The organism is Nocardioides sp. B129/18, from assembly GCF_055282735.1.
The window spans coordinates 1-15,976 of the sequence record NZ_JBUZJI010000041.1 but is presented as its reverse complement, the minus strand read 5'-3'; the positions used below and the strand labels follow the sequence as shown (position 1 = coordinate 15,976).

The following is a 15,976-nucleotide window of genomic DNA, read 5'->3' as shown; positions in this document are numbered from 1 at the left end:
CAACCGCCACCCAGGCGGCCTAACCCAACCTGTCACCTGATCGTGCAGCAGTCCCAACTCATCGAGGAGACCCATTCGGACGGCCAAGGCACCACCCTGCGGCGCGACGTTGCGGGCCTTGTGACTGAACTGGCCTTGCACGGATTCTTGGCGATCATGTCGTCGTCGACCGCAGCCGAGAAGATGGCAGACACGTTGGAGAAGATGACGCGCCGGTAGGTCTCCGCCATCTCCATCGATCGCAGGAGCTTCTGAATCGTCGACGGCTTGATCTGTCGCAGTTCGAGGTGTCCCAGCGTCGGGAACACGTGGAGCCTGAGTCGCAACTCCGTCGCCTCATAGGTCAGTGGGCTGAAGGTCCGGCTGTCGAGCCACTCCTCGGCATAGGCCCGAAACGAGATCCTGCCGGCGTCGACATCAAGGTAGGTCCCACGGAGCTTGTCCGCTTCAACCGTGTTGCGGAACGCGACCGCCTCGGCTTTGCGTCTGAAGGTCTTGCGGCGCTGCCGCCCCTCGGGATCTCGATAGTTCACAACGTAACGAGGGCTCCCGTCGTCCGCTGGCCTACCGGGACTAACGCTGGCCATGGCTGTCCTTGGCAGACTCCGACCGGGTGACCAGCGATGCTGACGAGCACGTGCGCCCTGGTGACTCGGGAACCGATTGGGCCTGAGGCTGATGGCCTCTCGATATCACTGATTCTCCTCGAGTTGCACCGTCCAATTGATCACGGTTGCTGCCCGCCAACGCAGGTGCTTTCCGACACGGAAGCCGGCCGGGCCGTAGCCCGTCGTCCGCCAGGAGTAGATGGTCTGCTTGGTCACGCCAAGGTAGGACGCGACATCGTCGATGTCCCACAGCTCTTGGGCATCGACCAGTCTGGGTGCCCGGCTGCCGCGACCTCCGCGCCGCCGCGCCCCAAAGGTTCCCGGTTCCATGGCAGGTACGTTCGAGTTCGTTGCCATCATCAAGCCCCTCCTTGCGGCGTTGACGGACAGTTGGTCTACGGGCACCTATGTCCGACGGCAGCATGGGAGCGATCACGTCGGTGGAAATGATGTGGCAGCAAGATGGCTCGGGCATCGCGGCGATGGTCGCCGAACTGTGCGATGCCAGCCTGGTGGCTCGAGCAACCGACCCGGGCCACAATCTGCCCGGAGCGCCTCCTGAGGACCGTGTGGCAAGGGATAACGCCACCCAAATTTGTACCGGATTTGTAACAGACGAGCGGCTACCAACAGCAAACGCCGCCGAGCGACCAGAGGGTCGCTTGGCGGCGTTTCTGCAGGTCAGCGGCTGTTTGTTGCGGTTGTTCGGCGTTGTTGAACGACCGCAGCCGAAGGCCCGGTTAGATGTCGTAATACAGCTCGAACTCGTGCGGGTGCGGACGCAGCTGCACGGGCGCGATCTCGTTGGCGCGCTTGTAGTCCACCCACGTCTCGATGAGGTCGTTGGTGAACACGTCGCCGCGGGTGAGGAACTCGTGGTCGTCCTCGAGGGCGTCGAGGACGGCGCCGAGCGAGGTCGGCACCTGGGCGATGTCGGCCATCTCGTCCGGCGGGAGCTCGTAGATGTCCTTGTCGATCGGCGCGGCGGGCTCGATCTTGTTCTGGATGCCGTCGAGGCCGGCGAGCATGAGCGCGGAGAAGGCGAGGTAGGGGTTCGCCGACGGGTCGGGGAACCGGGTCTCGATGCGCTTGGCCTTCGGGTTCGAGCCGGTGATCGGGATGCGCACCGACGCGGAGCGGTTGCGCGAGGAGTACACCAGCGAGATCGGGGCCTCGTAGCCGGGCACCAGGCGGTGGTAGGAGTTCACCGTCGGGTTGGTGAAGGCCAGCAGCGCCGGGGCGTGCTTGAGGATGCCGCCGATGTACCAGCGGGCGAGGTCGGAGAGGCCGCCGTAGCCGGTCTCGTCGTAGAAGAGCGGCGAGCCGTCCTTCCACAGCGACTGGTGGACGTGCATGCCCGAGCCGTTGTCGCCGAAGATGGGCTTGGGCATGAAGGTGACCGACTTGCCCTGCTGCCAGGCGGTGTTCTTGATGAGGTACTTGAACTTCATGACGTCGTCCGCGGCCTTGAGCAGCGTGTCGAAGCGGTAGTTGATCTCCGCCTGACCGGCCGTGCCGACCTCGTGGTGCGCGCGCTCCACCTGGAGGCCGCACAGCTCGAGGTTCTTGACCATGTCGGCGCGCAGGTCGCTGTAGTGGTCGTAGGGCTCGACGGGGAAGTAGCCGCCCTTGAGGCGGGTCTTGTAGCCGAGGTTGTCCTCGCCCTCCTTGCCCGAGTTCCACCAGCCCTCGACGGAGTCGATGTGGTAGAAGCCCTCGTTCACGCCGGTGGAGTAGCGGACGTTGTCGAAGATGTAGAACTCCGCCTCGGGCGCGAAGAACGCGGTGTCGGCGATGCCGGTGGTGCCGAGGTAGGCGAGCGCCTTCTTCGCGATGTTGCGCGGGTCGCGCGAATACGCCTCGCCCGTGATCGGGTCGTGGATGAAGAAGTTCAGGTTGAGCGTCTTCGCCTTGCGGAAGGGATCGATGTAGGCGGTGGTGACGTCGGGGAACAGCGACATGTCGGACTCGTTGATGGCCTGGAAGCCACGGATGGACGAGCCGTCGAAGCCGAGGCCGTCGTCGAAGACCGACTGGTCGAACGACGAGGTCGGCACGGTGAAGTGCTGCATGACGCCGGGAAGGTCGCAGAAGCGGACGTCGATCATCTCGACGCCCTCGTCCTTGACGTACTTGAGCAGCTCCTCGCTGTTCTGGAACATTCGTCCTCCTTGGCCGTCCCGCGAAGGCCAGCCGCCAAAGATGTGGGTGTGGCAGGGCGCGACGCTGCGCACTGCTGAGTGCCGCCACTGTAGGAGTGGAGCGGTTTCTGGACCGTATCGCCTTTGTTGCAGGCATGTAACAGGTCGTCCGTCGGTCTCCCCTCGTGGACGCCTTCGGCCCGCCCCCTAGGGTTGGGCCGTGGACCTGCAGACCGCATCCTGGGCCCGGCGCATCGGCGCGCTCCTCGTCGACTGGTTCGCCTCGCTGGCCGTCACCGGCCTCTTCGTGCCCGTCTACGGCGAGGACGCCGCCGGCTGGGCGGAGTTCGCGGTGCTCGGCGTGTTCGTCGTGGAGTCCGCGGTGTTCATCGGCCTCGCGGGCGGCTCCTTCGGCCAGCTGGTCACCCGGCTGCGCGTCGTGCGCGCCGACGGCGACCCGCGTCCGCCCTCGCTGCTGGTGGCCCTGGCCCGCCAGGCGCTCATCGCGCTGGTGATCCCGCCGCTGGTCTTCCGCCCCGACGGCCGCGGTCTCCACGACCTCATGGCGCGCACCGCGACGGTGCCGCTGGAGGAGTACCGTCGACTCACCGGCCGCTGATGCCTCGCGGCCTCGAACCACCGACCCTCGGGAGCCCGCCATGACCGCACGCCGTCCCCTCCGCAGCCTGGCCGTCGCCGCCGTCCTGCCCCTGACGCTCGTCCTCGCGGGCTGCAACGGGTCCGACGACTCCTCGGCGAAGGGCTCCAGCAGCACGCCGTCGGCCTCCGCCTCGAGCAGCGCGGGCGCCACGACCGACGCCGGCTCCACCTCCGGTGGCTCGGCCGGCTCGGCCGGCTCGGCTGACGCGGCCGACGCCGCCCAGCCCGGTGCGACGCTCACCCCTGCCGACCTCGCGGCCCTCTACACCCGCAGCTTCTCCGGCAAGGACGCCACCGTCGCCATCTCGATGAAGAGCTCCCTCGGCGAGCAGGAGACCACGGCGGCCGGCGTCGCCGACTTCACCAGCGCGGAGCCGCGCATGCAGTACTCCCTGACGATCCCGCAGGCCGGCAACGCCTCCATGCGCCTCATCGACGGCACCGCCTACCTGCGCTTCGCCGCCACCAAGGGCAAGTGGATGGCCTTCTCCACCGACGCCAAGACCGGCCCGATGGCCGCCTTCGGCGAGCTCGCCAAGCAGTACGACGTCCGCTCCTCGCTCGAGGCGCTCAGCAAGAGCGCCAGCGACATCGTCTACGTCGGCCCGAAGAGCGTCGGCGGCACCCAGACCCGCCTCTACACCTTCACCGTCGACAACTCCGCGGCCATCGAGGGCCTCTCCTCGCTGACCTCCGCGCAGAAGGGCTCCGTGCCGAAGACCAGCGAGCAGGAGCTCTACGTCGACGGGGACGGCAAGATCGTCCGCTCGGTCACCAAGACCGGCCAGATCGACGTCACCGTCGACTACTCGCAGTGGGGCGTGCCGGTCTCGATCGAGAAGCCCGCGAAGGGCGAGGTCGTCGACGGCGACCAGATGATGGGATCCTGACCCACATGCCGCCACGCCGTCTCGCGCACGCCGCCGTCGCCACCCTGCTCCCGCTCAGCGTCCTGCTGACCGGGTGCGGGTCCGGGGAAGAGGACCCCCTGGCGAACATCACCCCCGGCATGAACAGCGGCCAGTTCGACGACCCCTCCGACGCCGCGCCCCTGGCCGGGCTCCCGGCGCGCAAGGGCAGCGAGATCGGCGACACCCGGATCCTCAACCTGTTCACCAACAGCTTCCAGGCCGCCACCACCGTCCAGGTGCGCCTCACCAGCGCCACCGCCAACGGCGGCTCGAGCGGCTCCGGCGCCGCCGACCTCACCGGCACCCAGCCGGGGCTGGCCATGGAGCTCACCGTCCCGCAGCTGCAGGGGGAGAAGGTCGACCTGCGGCTCATCGACGGCACCGTCTACCTCAAGATCCCCTCCCGCGGCTCCACCTACTACCGCGCCGAGCTCGCCGCGCTCGGCGGCCAGGCCGCGTTCGTCGGGGCGCTGCTGCGTCAGCTCGACCCGCGCACCTACATCGGCGCGCTCAAGAACGGCCTGCAGAGCGCCACCTACGAGGGCCGCGAGACCCTCTCGGGCCGCCGCGCCGACCACTACCGCCTGATCCTCAGCACCCGCACGATCCTCACCGAGGTGCAGGGGCTCACCGGCGAGGCGCTGCGCCTGGCCGCCGCGCAGCAGCCCAAGACCACCCAGCAGGACGTCTGGTTCAACCTCGACGGCACCCTGGCGCAGTCCAGCACCGGCATCAGCGGCGCGAAGACGGTCGTCTCCTACCGCGGCTGGGGCAAGAAGGTCGACGTGTCCCCGCCGAAGACCTCCCAGCCGCTGCCGGCCGGCTTCGGCCTCTAGTCCCGGACGCACGAGACCCCCGCACCGCCCAGGGCGGGTGCGGGGGTCTCGACGTTGCTGCAGGGTCAGCGGCCGCGCATGTTTTGGCGCATGCCCTTCATGTTGGTGGGCACCGGACCCTTGGGCAGCGGGATGTTGCTGCGGGTGTTGTCGAGGGCGCGCAGGCGGGCCAGGACGTCGGTCTGCTCGGCGGGCTTGATCTTGCGGCCCAGCTTCTGCACGTGACGCATCAGCTTCGGCAGCGGCACCTGGCCGTCCTCGCGGCCGACGACGACCTCGTGCACCGGGGTCTCGCCCGCGACGCGCTCGTGCTTGCGACGCTCGGCGGTGAGCAGGGTGCGCACACGGGTGGTGTTGCCCTCGCCGACCAGCACGATGCCCGGAGGGCCGACGACGCGGTGGACGACGTCCTGCTGACGGGTGAAGGCCACCGCCGGGGTGACCTGCCAGCCGCGACGCAGCATCTGCAGGGCGGCGGCGCCGGCGCCGGGCTGACCCTCCATCTGCGAGTACGCGGCGTTCTGGGCGCGGCGGGAGAAGACGATCATCGTGGCGAGCGCGCCGATGAGCAGACCGCCGATGACGGCCAGCACCCAGCTGAGCACGCCCTCGCCGGGCAGCAGGTAGAACAGGCCGAAGCCGAGCGCGAACGCGACGACGAAGACCGCGAGCAGCCGGCGTCCGATCGAGGGGTCGGACCGCTTGGTGATGCGGTAGGTCTCCACCAGCTGCTGGCGGCGTCCCATCTTCGGGGCGGCCGCCGCAGCGGCGGGCTTGTCTTCCTTCTTCTTGGCCATCCGGGGCGTGCTGCCTTTGCTCGTGGGCCGTGCCCGAAGGGCGACGGCGGGTGGGGATCCGGGGGTCAGGCGGTGGGGACGCCCTCGCGGGCGTCCATCGCCTGACGGTACAGGCGACCGGCGCGGTAGGACGAACGCACGAGCGGGCCGGACAGCACGCCGGCGAAGCCGATCTCCTCGGCCTCGGCCGCGAGCTCGACGAACTCCTCGGGCTTGACCCAGCGCTCGACGGGGTGGTGGCGCACCGAGGGGCGCAGGTACTGGGTGATGGTGATCAGCTCGCAGCCAGCGGCGTGGAGGTCGACCAGCGCCTGCGAGACCTCCTCGCGGGTCTCGCCCATGCCGAGGATGAGGTTCGACTTGGTGACCAGGCCGAACGCGCGGGCCTGGGTGAGGACGTTGAGGGAGCGCTCGTAGCGGAAGGCCGGGCGGATCCGCTTGAAGATGCGCGGCACGGTCTCGACGTTGTGGGCCAGCACCTCGGGCCGCGACTCGAAGACCTCGGCGAGCAGCTCGGGCTTGCCGTTGAAGTCGGGGATGAGGTTCTCGACGCCGGTGTCGGGGTTGAGCTCGTGGATGGCGCGCACGGTCTCGGCGTAGAGCCAGGCGCCGCCGTCCTCGAGGTCGTCGCGGGCGACGCCGGTGATGGTGGCGTAGCGCAGGCCCATGGTCTGCACGGACTCCGCGACCCGGCGGGGCTCGTCGCGGTCCAGCGGCTGCGGCTTGCCGGTGTCGATCTGGCAGAAGTCGCAGCGGCGGGTGCACTGGTCGCCGCCGATGAGGAAGGTGGCCTCGCGGTCCTCCCAGCACTCGAAGATGTTGGGGCAGCCGGCCTCCTGGCACACCGTGTGCAGGCCCTCGGACTTCACCAGGCTCTGCAGGTGCTTGTACTCCGGGCCCATCTTCGCGCGGGTCTTGATCCAGTCGGGCTTGCGCTCGATGGGGGTCTCGGCGTTGCGGACCTCGAGTCGGAGGAGCTTCCTGCCATCAGCGGTGGGCGTTGCAGTCACATCGGCGACTCTACGCCGGTGAGGCAGGTCACCCGAACTCGACGAAGGCCCGTGCGGGTGGGCGTCCGGAAGGCGGGGACGAGGCCCCGCAGAGCGGTGCGTCAGGCGACGTCGCGACGCCGGAAGGTGAGCACCGAGGCGGCCAGGACGACCGCCGTGACGCTGCCCCAGTAGCCCGCCCCGTGCCAGCCGGAGAGGTAGGCCGAGTCGACGCACTCCGGTGCGACGGCGCGCGGCGATCCGGTCTCGGCCTGGACGGCCGCGTCGTCGTAGCAGCGCGGCGGGACCTCCACGTAGTACGTGGTGCCGTTCTGGACGATGGCGGCCATGTTCGTGTCGGGCGCCCAGCGCCCGTCGATGCCGACGATGCCCATGAACAGCCCGGCGGCGGTGACGACGGCGAACAGGACGCCGAGGGTCGCCACCGTGCTGCGCAGCAGCGTGGTGAGGGCGAGGCCGCCGACCGCGGCGCCGACGATCACCGCGGTGGCGCGCAGGTCCTGCTGCAGCGCGACGCTCAGCGCGTCGCCGCGGGGGAGTCCGCGCTCGCGAGCCACCGCCCAGAGCGTCAGCCAGTAGGCGGTCTGCGTCGCGAAGGCGACCACCAGCGCGACGAGCCCGACGGCGAGCGCCTTGGCCGACCACAGGCGTCCGCGGCGCGGCTCGAAGAGCAGCTGGTTGCTCATCGAGCCGGTGAGGTGGTCGTGGCCGGCGAAGGTCGACCCGGCGAGCAGGAGGGCCAGCCCGAGCATCGTGATGACGAGGATGCCGGAGTCGTCGACCTCCGAGCGCAGGTCGAGCGGCGAGCGCTCCCACGAGGCGAGGGTGTCGATGCACTCCGCCTCGGTGGCGCCCTCGACCGCGCCGAAGTCCAGCGGCGAGCGCACGCACGCGGCGACCTCGGCCGCGCGTTCCTCCGCGACGCTCGCGCGCACGGCCTCGCTCACCGGCCGGGTGTCCCAGACTCGCAGCGCCGCGAGCGCGGCGGTGCCGGCCACGGCGAGCAGCAGCAGGACGACGACCGCGCGGCGCCACCGCAGGCGGGTCAGCTCGACGCCGACGAGGCGGGGCAGGCCGCTCATGCGGCACCGCCCTGGCCGGTCGCGCCGTCGGAGTCCGTGAGGCCCGCGCCGGCGGTGAGCTCGAGGAACACCGACTCCAGGTCGCGGCCCTGCGGGGTGAGCTCGCTGAGCCAGATGCCCGCGGCGCCCAGCGCCCGGGTGATCTCCTCGGGCCGTTCGGAGCGGACGAGGATCTCCTCGCCGGGATCGAGGGCGAAGCCGGCGTCGAGCAGGGCCTGCCGGGCGGACGCAGTGGCGTCGGCCTCGCCGGGCACCCGCACGCGGACGAGGCCGCCGGTGCCGCCGACGAGGTCGGCCACCTGGCCCGAGGCCAGCAGGCGTCCGCGGCCGATGATCGTGGCCGAGGTGCACACCTGCTGCACCTCGGCGAGGATGTGCGAGCTCAGCAGCACCGTGACGCCGGCCTCGCCGAGGCTGCGGACGGTCTCGCGGATCTCGCGGATGCCGGCCGGGTCCAGGCCGTTGGTGGGCTCGTCGAGGATGAGCAGCTCGGGACGCTTGAGCAGGGTCGCGGCGATGGCGAGCCGCTGGCGCATGCCGAGGGAGTAGGTGCGGTAGCGGTCGCCCTCGCGTCCGGCGAGGCCGACGGTGGCCACCGCCTCCTCGACGCGTCCGGGCGGGGCGGCGATGGTGCGCGCCAGCAGCGTCAGGTTCTGATGGCCGGTGAGGTTCGGGGAGAACTTCGGGCTCTCGACCACCGCGCCGATGCGACCCATCACCTCCGGCAGCCGCTCGGGCACCGGCTGGCCCAGGAGCCGCATCGAGCCCGACGTCGGCCGGGCCAGGCCCAGCAGCATGCGGATCGTCGTCGTCTTGCCCGAGCCGTTGGGCCCGAGGAAGCCGTGGACGCCGCCCACCGGCACCGCCAGGTCGAGGTCCTGCACGGCGACGCGGGCGCCGCGCCGGGTGCGGTAGGCCTTGCGGAGGCCGTGGGCCTCGATGACGAGCTCGCTCACAGACGTGATCGAACCAGTCGGGGCGCCCGGCGACGCCTCGCCGCGCCGCGGAGGGGCATCAGCGCGAGGGGCTGAGGATCTCCACCCGCGGGGCCCGGCCGGGCTCGGGGCGCGGGTCGTAGTCGGGCGTGGCCTCGTAGGGCGCCCAGGCGAGCATCGTCTCGAGGTGGCGGGTGAGGACCGGCAGCACCTCGGCGACCGGGACGTCGCGGCCCAGCTCGCGGGAGAGCGAGGTGACGCCGGCGTCGGCGATGCCGCAGGGCACGAAGCGGTCGTACCAGGCGAGGTCGACGTCGCAGTTCAGCGAGATGCCGTGCATCGTGACGCCGCGGCTCACGCGGATGCCGATCGCGCCGATCTTGCGCTCGGGGCGGCCGATCGGGTCGGCGGGGTCGGCCTGCAGCCACACGCCGCTGCGGCCGGGCACGCGGGCGGTGGTGACGCCGAGCTCGGCGCAGGCGCCGATCATGGCCTCCTCCATGCGGCGCACGAAGTCGACGACGAGCACGTGGTCGGGCAGCCGGACGATCGGGTAGGCCACCAGCTGACCGGGGCCGTGGAAGGTGATCTTGCCGCCGCGGTCGACGTCGATGACCGGCGCGCCGCCGGTGTCGACGGGCCGCTCGTGGGCGTCGGTGCGCTTGCCGGCGGTGAAGGTCGGCGGGTGCTCCAGCAGCAGGACGGTGTCAGGACGCGTGCCCTCGACGACCTCGGCGTGCACCTCGCGCTGGATCTCCCACGCGCCCAGGTAGTCGACCGCCTGCTCGCCCAGACCGATGACCTCGCACCGCACCTCGCTCATGCTCGCGAGCCTACGCCTGTGGACGACGACGCTGACCGGCGGCGCTGCCGGGTAGGGGAGCCGCATGCGCTCCCTGCTCGGCACCGCCCTGCTGCTCCTCCTCGTGGCCCTCGGCGGCTGCGCGGAGGAGCGCTCCTCGCCCGACGACGCCGCGCTCGCCGGCTGGCGGTCCTGGGACGAGCGACGCGCCGAGGCCTGGGCCGCCGGCGACGAGCGAGCCCTCGCGTCGCTCTACGCGCCGGGCTCGAGCGCCGGCCGTGCCGACGTCGCCGCCCTGCGGGCCTGGACGACCCGCGGCTGGCGGGTGGTGGGGCTGCGCAGCCGGGTGCTCGGCGCGATCGTGCGCGCCTCGGCCCCGGGACGCCTGCGGCTCGAGCTCGTCACCCGCACCGACCCCGCTGCCCGGGCGGAGCGGCGCGACGGCGGCGCGTCGGCTCGGCTGCCGGACGACGCACCGCGTCGTCACGTCGTCACGCTGGTGCGGCGCGACGGCGCCTGGCAGATGACCGGCTGAGGGCCGCTCAGGCGCGGCCGAGACCGGCTGCCACGACCTCCGCGACGCCGGGGTCGGCGAAGGAGTAGCCGGCGTCGAGCAGCGTCTGCGGCCGGACGTTGACCGAGCCGAGCAGCTCGGGCGCCATCTTGCCGGTGGCCTTGCGCAGGATGGGCGCGGGCACGGCCGCGAACGCCGGACGGTGCAGCGCGCGGGCCAGGGTGCGGGTGAACTCGGCGTTGGTCGGGGTGGTGACGCAGCACAGGTTCGCCGGCCCCGAGGCGCTCGGGTGCTCGGCCAGGTGGACGACCCCGCCGATCCAGTCGCGCAGCGAGATCATCGGCATGTGCTGGCGCCCGCTGCCCAGGCGTCCGCCCAGCCCGGTCTTGAACAGCAGCGAGAGCGGCTTGAGCGGCGCGCTGGAGCGGTCCATCACCGGCGCCGTGCGCAGGTGCACCACCCGGGACCCGGCCTGGGCCGCGGCGCCTGCGGCGGCCTCCCACTGCCGGCACACCTCGGTGAGCAGCGCGTGGCCGCGGGTGTCGCCGGCCTCGGTGAGCACCTGCTCGCCGTGGTCGCCGTAGTAGGCGATGCCGCTGCCGGCCAGGTACGCCGGGGGCGTGGCCGCCTGGGCGATGGCCTCGGCCAGCACGCGCGTGGTGGTGACGCGCGAGTGCAGCAGCTCCTCGGCCCACTTCGCGCTGTGCGGATTGCCGAGGGTGGGGGAGCCGGCCAGGTTCACCACGACGTCGGCCGCGGCGATCAGCGCGAGGTCGACGCGCGCGGACGGGTCGTCGGCGTAGGGGTCCCACGTCGACTCCTTCGGGCCGGCCGGACGCCGGACGAGGGTGGTGACGCTGTGGCCCCGCTCCCGCAGCGCGCTGACGAGGTGGGTGCCCAGGAACCCGGAGGATCCGGCGACGACGACGTGCAGGCTCATGCCCGCCAGCGTGTCATGCGGCTGGCTGGGGCCTGCTCACCCGCGGGGCTCAGCCGGCCAGGTGCGACCAGCGCGCCGAGATCTCCTGCCACGGCCCGATCTCCGCGACGCGCCCCTCCTGGAGCACCACCACGCGGTCGGCGCGCGCCAGTGCGGCGGCCTTGGAGGTGGCGCCGATGACCGCGCCGCCCCGCTCGCGCAGCGCCGCCCAGAGCTCGAGCTCGGTGGCGGCGTCGAGCGCGGAGGAGACGTCGTCGGCCAGCAGGACGTCGGCGTCGCACGCCAGCGCCCGGGCCAGCGCGAGGCGCTGCACCTGGCCGCCGGAGAGCCGCACGCCGCGGTGTCCGACGAGCGCGGTGGGACCTCCGGCAGCGACCAGGTCGCGGTCGAGCCGGGCCGCGGCGAACGCGGGCTCGACCTGGCGGTCGAGGTGGTCGAGGCGCACGTTGTCGAGGAAGGAGCCCGAGAGCACCCGCGGCACCTGGGCCACGTGCGCCACGTGCGGCGGACGCAGCCAGGTCTGGGGGTCGTCGACGATCTCGCCGTTCCAGCGGATCTCGCCGCTGGCGGCGATCAGGCCCGCCAGCGCGGAGAGCAGGCTGGACTTGCCCGAGCCGATCGGCCCGACCAGCAGGATCAGCTCGCCGGGCGCGACCTCGAGGTCGACGCCGGACACGCCGACCGTGCCGTCGTCGTGCACGGCGGTGAGGTCGGAGAGCACCAGCGAGGTCATCGGCTGGTGCGGCAGGGTGACCGGCGCGGGCGCCACGCCGGCGACGAGGTCGACGCCGGCGGGCAGGTCGGTGAGGAAGCCGCCGCCGGCCAGGGGGCTGGTGGCGTCGATCCAGGCGGTCGTGCCGGGCGCCTCGGTGATCGCCGAGCCCGCGACCCGGCCGAACCAGTCGAAGCCGGCGACGGCGTTGGCGACCAGCAGCGCGGTGGCCAGCCCCCAGACGCCGAGGTCGAAGGCGGCCCAGGCGGCGACGACGCCGGCCTGCACCATGATGATCGGCACGCCCTCGAGCAGCGCCTTGACGCGGTACTCCATGACAGTGGCGCCGACGCGGCCGGCGTCGACCTCGCTGAGATGGCGATGGACGTCGTCGGTGGCGCCGGCCAGCTTGACGGTGCGCACCGACTCCATCGCCGAGACCAGCGCACGGCCGAACCCGGCGCGGGCCGTGGCGGCGGCTGCGGCGGAGCGTCCGGCCACCCGGCGTCCGAGCGCCGAGGAGCCGGCCGAGGCCAGCATGACGACGACGAGGACCAGCCCGGCCAGGGGCGTGCCGCCGACGATCATCGTGACGATGACGATGCCGATGCCGTTGAGCACGTCGACCCAGCGGTCGGCGTACTGCGCGAGCCGGTCGGCGTCCATGGCCCGGCTGACGACCTCGCCGGCCGGGGTGCGGGTGAGGCGGCGGGGCGTGATCTGGCCGGCCAGCACCGCGGAGCGCACCCGCAGCTTCACGTCGACCCACCAGCGGATGTAGACCGACAGCGCCTGGGAGAGCAGCACCGGGCCGGCCAGCAGGAACACCACGATGACGCCGACCAGGCTCCACGGGGTCTGGTCGCGCTGGAGGTCGGTGACGATGTGGCCCCAGACCCAGCCGGTGAGGGCGCCGAAGGCGCCCAGGAGGGCCGAGAGCAGGAACAGGGTGAGCCCGGCGATGCTCCATCGGCGCATGCTCAGCAGCGCGTGGGTGGTGGAGCGGGCGAGGTTCGGGACCGGGCCGGTGGTCGGCGCGGGCGGCGGCTCGGCGGTGCGACGCACGGCGCCGACGCCGTCGGGCACCGCCGGCTGGTCGAGTCCGGGCACCCCCTCGAGCGACGCGGTGACCTCGCTGCCGCCGTCGGTCTCGTCGGAGGCCTCGAGCAGCTCGCGGAACGGGCCCGGCTGCACGGCGAGCTCCGCACGACGTCCGGCCTGGGCGACCCGGCCGTCGTCGAGGACGGCGACGAGCTCGGCCCGCTCGGTGGTGGAGAGCCGGTGGGCCACCAGCAGGCCGGTGCGGCCGGCCAGCAGACGGTCGGCGGCCTGGACGACCTGGGCCTCGGTGACGGGGTCCATGCGGGCGGTGGCCTCGTCGAGCACGACGATGCGGACGTCGCGCACCAGCAGGCGGGCGAAGGCGACCAGCTGCTCCTCGCCGGCCGAGAGCGTGGTGCCGCCGGCGCCGAGCGGGGTGTCGAGGCCCTCGGGCAGGCTCGCGATCCAGGTGCGCAGCCCGAGCTCGTCGACGGCCGCCTCGATGCGCTCGCGCGGCAGGTCGCGGAAGAGCGCGATGTTCTCCGCGACGGTGCCGGCCAGGATCTCGGTGCGCTGGGTGACGACGCCGATGCCGGCGCGCAGGGCCTCGAGGTCGAGGTCGAGGACGTCGACGCCGCCGATCAGGACCGCGCCGCGCGGCGGGTCGACGGCGCGGGAGACCAGCGAGGCCAGCGTGGACTTGCCCGAGCCGGTGCGGCCCACGAGCGCGCAGGTGTGGCCGGCGGAGACGTGGAGGTCGACGCCCTGGAGGGCGAAGCGTCCGGTGCCGTAGCTGAAGTGGAGGTCGTCGAAGGCGATGTCGAGGCGACCCTCGGGCAGCGGCAGGCCACCGGTGGGCTCGGGCTCGACGGCCAGCAGCTGGCGCAGGCGGATGATCGCGCCCATGCCCGACTGCAGCTCCGGGAGGTGGCGGGCCACCATGTCGACCTGGCCGACGAAGTTGCTGGAGATCAGGAAGAGCGTGACCAGCGAGGCGGTGGAGAGCGAGCCGGAGCCGGCCAGCGCGACGCCGGCGACGGCGATGACCACCAGCAGGCTGTGCAGCACCAGGCCGGTGCGCAGGCTGATGCTGCGCTGGAGCAGCAGCACCCGACGGAACCGGGCGTGGACGACGGCCGCCAGCTCGCTGGAGCGGCGCATCACGTGGGCCTGGCCGAGGCTGGTGCGCATGTCGTCGCGCGCGGCGATGCCCTCCTCGGTGATCGCGGCGTGGTCGGTCCAGGCGATCTCCTCGGCCACCTTGGTCTCGGTGACCTTCGAGAGCAGCGGCCGGGCCCACAGCAGGGCGGCGGCGGCCACGATCGGGAAGAGCAGGAACGCGGGCCACCAGGTGAGGCCGGCGACGATCCACAGCGGCCCGGCGCCGAGCAGGGCGCGCAGCGTCATCCAGCCCATCTGGCGGACCAGGCGGCCGACCTCCCAGGTGTCGTCGTCGACGCGGTCGAGGATCTCGCCGACGGCGGTCTCGCTGAGCGCGGGGAGCGGCTGGGCGAGCGCGGCCTCGAGGAGGTCGGCGCGCAGCTCGCCCTCGGCGCGGCTGACGATGCCGGTCCAGGTGGTGCGGGCGATGGTCTCGACGAGGGCGCCGCCGAGGACGCACAGCGCGAGGAGGCCGACCAGGCCGGCGCCGGGGTCGTCGGCGATGCGGCCGGCGACGACGCTGCCGAGCGCAGCGCCGACGGCGCCGAGCACGAGGCCGACGAGGCACAGCAGGGTGCGCAGCGAGCGCAGGCGGCGCCAGTCGATCGGGCGACGGGCGACGACGACCTCGGCAGCGGAGTCGACCTGCAGGGCCCGAGGATGCGTCATCGTCACGGGAGGACGCTAACCGTTGGCACCGACAACCTTCGAATCCTTTTCCGCTGCCCGCGGCCGGGCAGGAGAAGACCTCCGGCCCCGCCCCGCGGATGCGGGACGGGGCCGGAGGGGAGGCGCGGCGAGCGGGTGGCTCAGACCTCGAAGGAGCCCGCCTCGAGGCGCTGCTTGACGTCCTGCAGGAACCGGCCGGCGTCGGCGCCGTCGATCAGCTGGTGGTCGTAGGTGAGCGCCAGGTAGACCATGTGACGCACCGCGATGGTCTCGCCCAGGTTGGGGTCGTCGATGACGACGGGACGCTTGACGACCGCGCCCGGGCCCAGGATGGCGACCTGCGGCTTGTTGATGATCGGGGTGTCCCACAGGGCGCCGACCGAGCCGAGGTTGGTGATGGTGAAGGTGCCGCCGGAGAGCTCGTCGGGCCCGATCTTGTTGGTGCGGGTGCGAGCGGCGATGTCGGCGATCTTCTTGGCCAGGCCGGCGATCGAGAGGTCGCCGGCGTCGCGGACGACCGGGGTGATGAGGCCCTTGTCGGTGTCGACGGCCAGCGCCAGGTGCTCGCTGTCGTGGTAGGTGACCTCGCCCTTCTCGGTGTCGATCGTCGCGTTGAGCTTCGGGTGCGCCTTGAGGGCGTCGATCGAGGCCTTGGCGAAGAACGGCAGGTAGGAGAGCTTGACGCCCTCGCGCGCCAGGAAGTCGGCCTTGGCGGCGTCGCGCAGGCGGGCGATGTTGGTGACGTCGACCTCGACGACCTGGGTGAGCTGCGCGGAGGTGTGCAGCGAGTCGACCATGCGGCTGGCGATGATCTTGCGCAGGCGCGAGAGCGGCTCGGTGGTGCCGCGCAGCGGCGAGGGGGTGACCGGAGCGGACCCGGCCGAGGAGCCGGACGCGGGAGCCGACGCGGCGGGCGCGGCCGGGGCGGCGGCCGGGGCGGCCGCGGCCTTCTTGGCCTCGGCGGCGTCGAGGACGTCCTGCTTGCGGATGCGACCGCCGACGCCGCTGCCGGTGACGGTGGCGAGGTCGACGCCGTGCTGGGCGGCGAGCTTGCGGACCAGCGGCGTGACGTAGCCGGCGCCGTCGGACGGCGCGGCCGCGGCCGGAGCAGCCGGGGCAGCAGGCGCGGCCGGAGCCGCGGCGGCGGGAGCAGCCGG

15 protein-coding genes are annotated in these 15,976 nt (G+C 72.4%); 4 read left to right on the top strand and 11 right to left on the bottom strand.

The genetic code is table 11. From position 1 onward, the window contains the following. Positions 1-32: 32 nt before the first annotated feature. From ACZDWJ_RS19055 to glnA, 3 genes are all read right to left on the bottom strand, one after another. Positions 33-533, bottom strand: coding sequence for a phage integrase central domain-containing protein (locus ACZDWJ_RS19055; protein WP_463523647.1), 501 nt, complete (start codon positions 531-533; stop codon positions 33-35). 159 nt (positions 534-692) lie between these two features. After that, on the bottom strand, positions 693-968 hold the full coding sequence (locus ACZDWJ_RS19050; protein ID WP_214056114.1) for a helix-turn-helix transcriptional regulator: 276 nt from the start codon (positions 966-968) through the stop codon (positions 693-695). Positions 969-1,348: 380 nt separating this feature from the next. Next, entirely contained in the window at positions 1,349-2,770 is a 1,422-nt protein-coding gene (gene glnA, locus ACZDWJ_RS19045; RefSeq protein ID WP_463523645.1) for a type I glutamate--ammonia ligase, read from the bottom strand. Positions 2,771-2,969: 199 nt separating this feature from the next. On the opposite strand from glnA, the gene ACZDWJ_RS19040 reads away from it, so the two are divergent. The 3 genes from ACZDWJ_RS19040 to ACZDWJ_RS19030 are packed head-to-tail and all read left to right on the top strand — an operon-like array spanning position 2,970 to position 5,156. Next, a complete protein-coding gene (locus ACZDWJ_RS19040) occupies positions 2,970-3,368 on the top strand; it encodes an RDD family protein (protein ID WP_463523643.1) in 399 nt (132 codons plus the stop codon). A gap of 40 nt (positions 3,369-3,408) precedes the next feature. Further along, the gene (locus ACZDWJ_RS19035) at positions 3,409-4,299 is read left to right on the top strand and encodes an SCO4651 family lipoprotein (RefSeq protein WP_463523641.1); all 891 of its coding nucleotides are present in this window, start codon (positions 3,409-3,411) and stop codon (positions 4,297-4,299) included. Between the two features lie 5 nt (positions 4,300-4,304). Then, entirely contained in the window at positions 4,305-5,156 is an 852-nt protein-coding gene (locus ACZDWJ_RS19030; RefSeq protein WP_463523639.1) for a hypothetical protein, read from the top strand. 65 nt (positions 5,157-5,221) lie between these two features. Here the strand turns inward: ACZDWJ_RS19030 and ACZDWJ_RS19025 are convergent, their stop codons facing one another. The 5 genes from ACZDWJ_RS19025 to lipB form a co-directional block, all read right to left on the bottom strand. Next, complete coding sequence (locus ACZDWJ_RS19025; RefSeq protein WP_463523637.1) at positions 5,222-5,953, bottom strand: DUF4191 domain-containing protein; 732 nt, start codon at positions 5,951-5,953, stop codon at positions 5,222-5,224. A gap of 65 nt (positions 5,954-6,018) precedes the next feature. Next, on the bottom strand, positions 6,019-6,963 hold the full coding sequence (gene lipA / locus ACZDWJ_RS19020) for a lipoyl synthase (protein WP_463523635.1): 945 nt from the start codon (positions 6,961-6,963) through the stop codon (positions 6,019-6,021). Between the two features lie 101 nt (positions 6,964-7,064). Next, positions 7,065-8,045 (bottom strand): ABC-2 transporter permease, encoded by a 981-nt coding sequence (locus ACZDWJ_RS19015; RefSeq protein ID WP_463523633.1) that lies wholly within the window; start codon positions 8,043-8,045, stop codon positions 7,065-7,067. Beyond that, entirely contained in the window at positions 8,042-9,001 is a 960-nt protein-coding gene (locus ACZDWJ_RS19010; RefSeq protein ID WP_463523631.1) for an ABC transporter ATP-binding protein, read from the bottom strand. The genes ACZDWJ_RS19015 and ACZDWJ_RS19010 overlap by 4 nt, the downstream gene beginning before the upstream one ends. Positions 9,002-9,059: 58 nt before the next feature. Beyond that, positions 9,060-9,803 (bottom strand): lipoyl(octanoyl) transferase LipB, encoded by a 744-nt coding sequence (gene lipB, locus ACZDWJ_RS19005; RefSeq protein WP_463523629.1) that lies wholly within the window; start codon positions 9,801-9,803, stop codon positions 9,060-9,062. A 64-nt stretch (positions 9,804-9,867) separates the two neighbouring features. Here lipB and ACZDWJ_RS19000 point away from each other — a divergent pair, with 64 nt between their 5' ends. After that, positions 9,868-10,317, top strand: coding sequence for a hypothetical protein (locus ACZDWJ_RS19000; protein WP_463523627.1), 450 nt, complete (start codon positions 9,868-9,870; stop codon positions 10,315-10,317). A 7-nt stretch (positions 10,318-10,324) separates the two neighbouring features. On the opposite strand, the gene ACZDWJ_RS18995 is transcribed toward ACZDWJ_RS19000, so the two are convergent. The 3 genes from ACZDWJ_RS18995 to sucB form a co-directional block, all read right to left on the bottom strand. Continuing rightward, positions 10,325-11,236, bottom strand: coding sequence for a TIGR01777 family oxidoreductase (locus ACZDWJ_RS18995; protein WP_463523625.1), 912 nt, complete (start codon positions 11,234-11,236; stop codon positions 10,325-10,327). A 49-nt stretch (positions 11,237-11,285) separates the two neighbouring features. Next, complete coding sequence (locus tag ACZDWJ_RS18990; protein ID WP_463523649.1) at positions 11,286-14,819, bottom strand: ATP-binding cassette domain-containing protein; 3,534 nt, start codon at positions 14,817-14,819, stop codon at positions 11,286-11,288. A 140-nt stretch (positions 14,820-14,959) separates the two neighbouring features. After that, a partial coding sequence (sucB, locus tag ACZDWJ_RS18985) for a 2-oxoglutarate dehydrogenase, E2 component, dihydrolipoamide succinyltransferase (RefSeq protein WP_463523623.1) occupies positions 14,960-15,976 on the bottom strand: 1,017 nt, incomplete at its 5' end.

Excerpts from the sequence above, each read along its gene's own strand:
- ACZDWJ_RS18995 (WP_463523625.1), bottom strand. The coding sequence starts at position 11,236 with ATGAGCCTGCACGTCGTCGTCGCCGGATCCTCCGGGTTCCTGGGCACC.
- ACZDWJ_RS19035 (WP_463523641.1), top strand. The coding sequence starts at position 3,409 with ATGACCGCACGCCGTCCCCTCCGCAGCCTGGCCGTCGCCGCCGTCCTG.
- ACZDWJ_RS19025 (WP_463523637.1), bottom strand. The coding sequence starts at position 5,953 with ATGGCCAAGAAGAAGGAAGACAAGCCCGCCGCTGCGGCGGCCGCCCCG.
- glnA (WP_463523645.1), bottom strand. The coding sequence starts at position 2,770 with ATGTTCCAGAACAGCGAGGAGCTGCTCAAGTACGTCAAGGACGAGGGC.
- ACZDWJ_RS19000 (WP_463523627.1), top strand. The coding sequence starts at position 9,868 with ATGCGCTCCCTGCTCGGCACCGCCCTGCTGCTCCTCCTCGTGGCCCTC.
- lipB (WP_463523629.1), bottom strand. The coding sequence starts at position 9,803 with ATGAGCGAGGTGCGGTGCGAGGTCATCGGTCTGGGCGAGCAGGCGGTC.
- ACZDWJ_RS19050 (WP_214056114.1), bottom strand. The coding sequence starts at position 968 with ATGATGGCAACGAACTCGAACGTACCTGCCATGGAACCGGGAACCTTT.
- ACZDWJ_RS19030 (WP_463523639.1), top strand. The coding sequence starts at position 4,305 with ATGCCGCCACGCCGTCTCGCGCACGCCGCCGTCGCCACCCTGCTCCCG.
- ACZDWJ_RS18990 (WP_463523649.1), bottom strand. The coding sequence starts at position 14,819 with ATGACGCATCCTCGGGCCCTGCAGGTCGACTCCGCTGCCGAGGTCGTC.
- ACZDWJ_RS19015 (WP_463523633.1), bottom strand. The coding sequence starts at position 8,045 with ATGAGCGGCCTGCCCCGCCTCGTCGGCGTCGAGCTGACCCGCCTGCGG.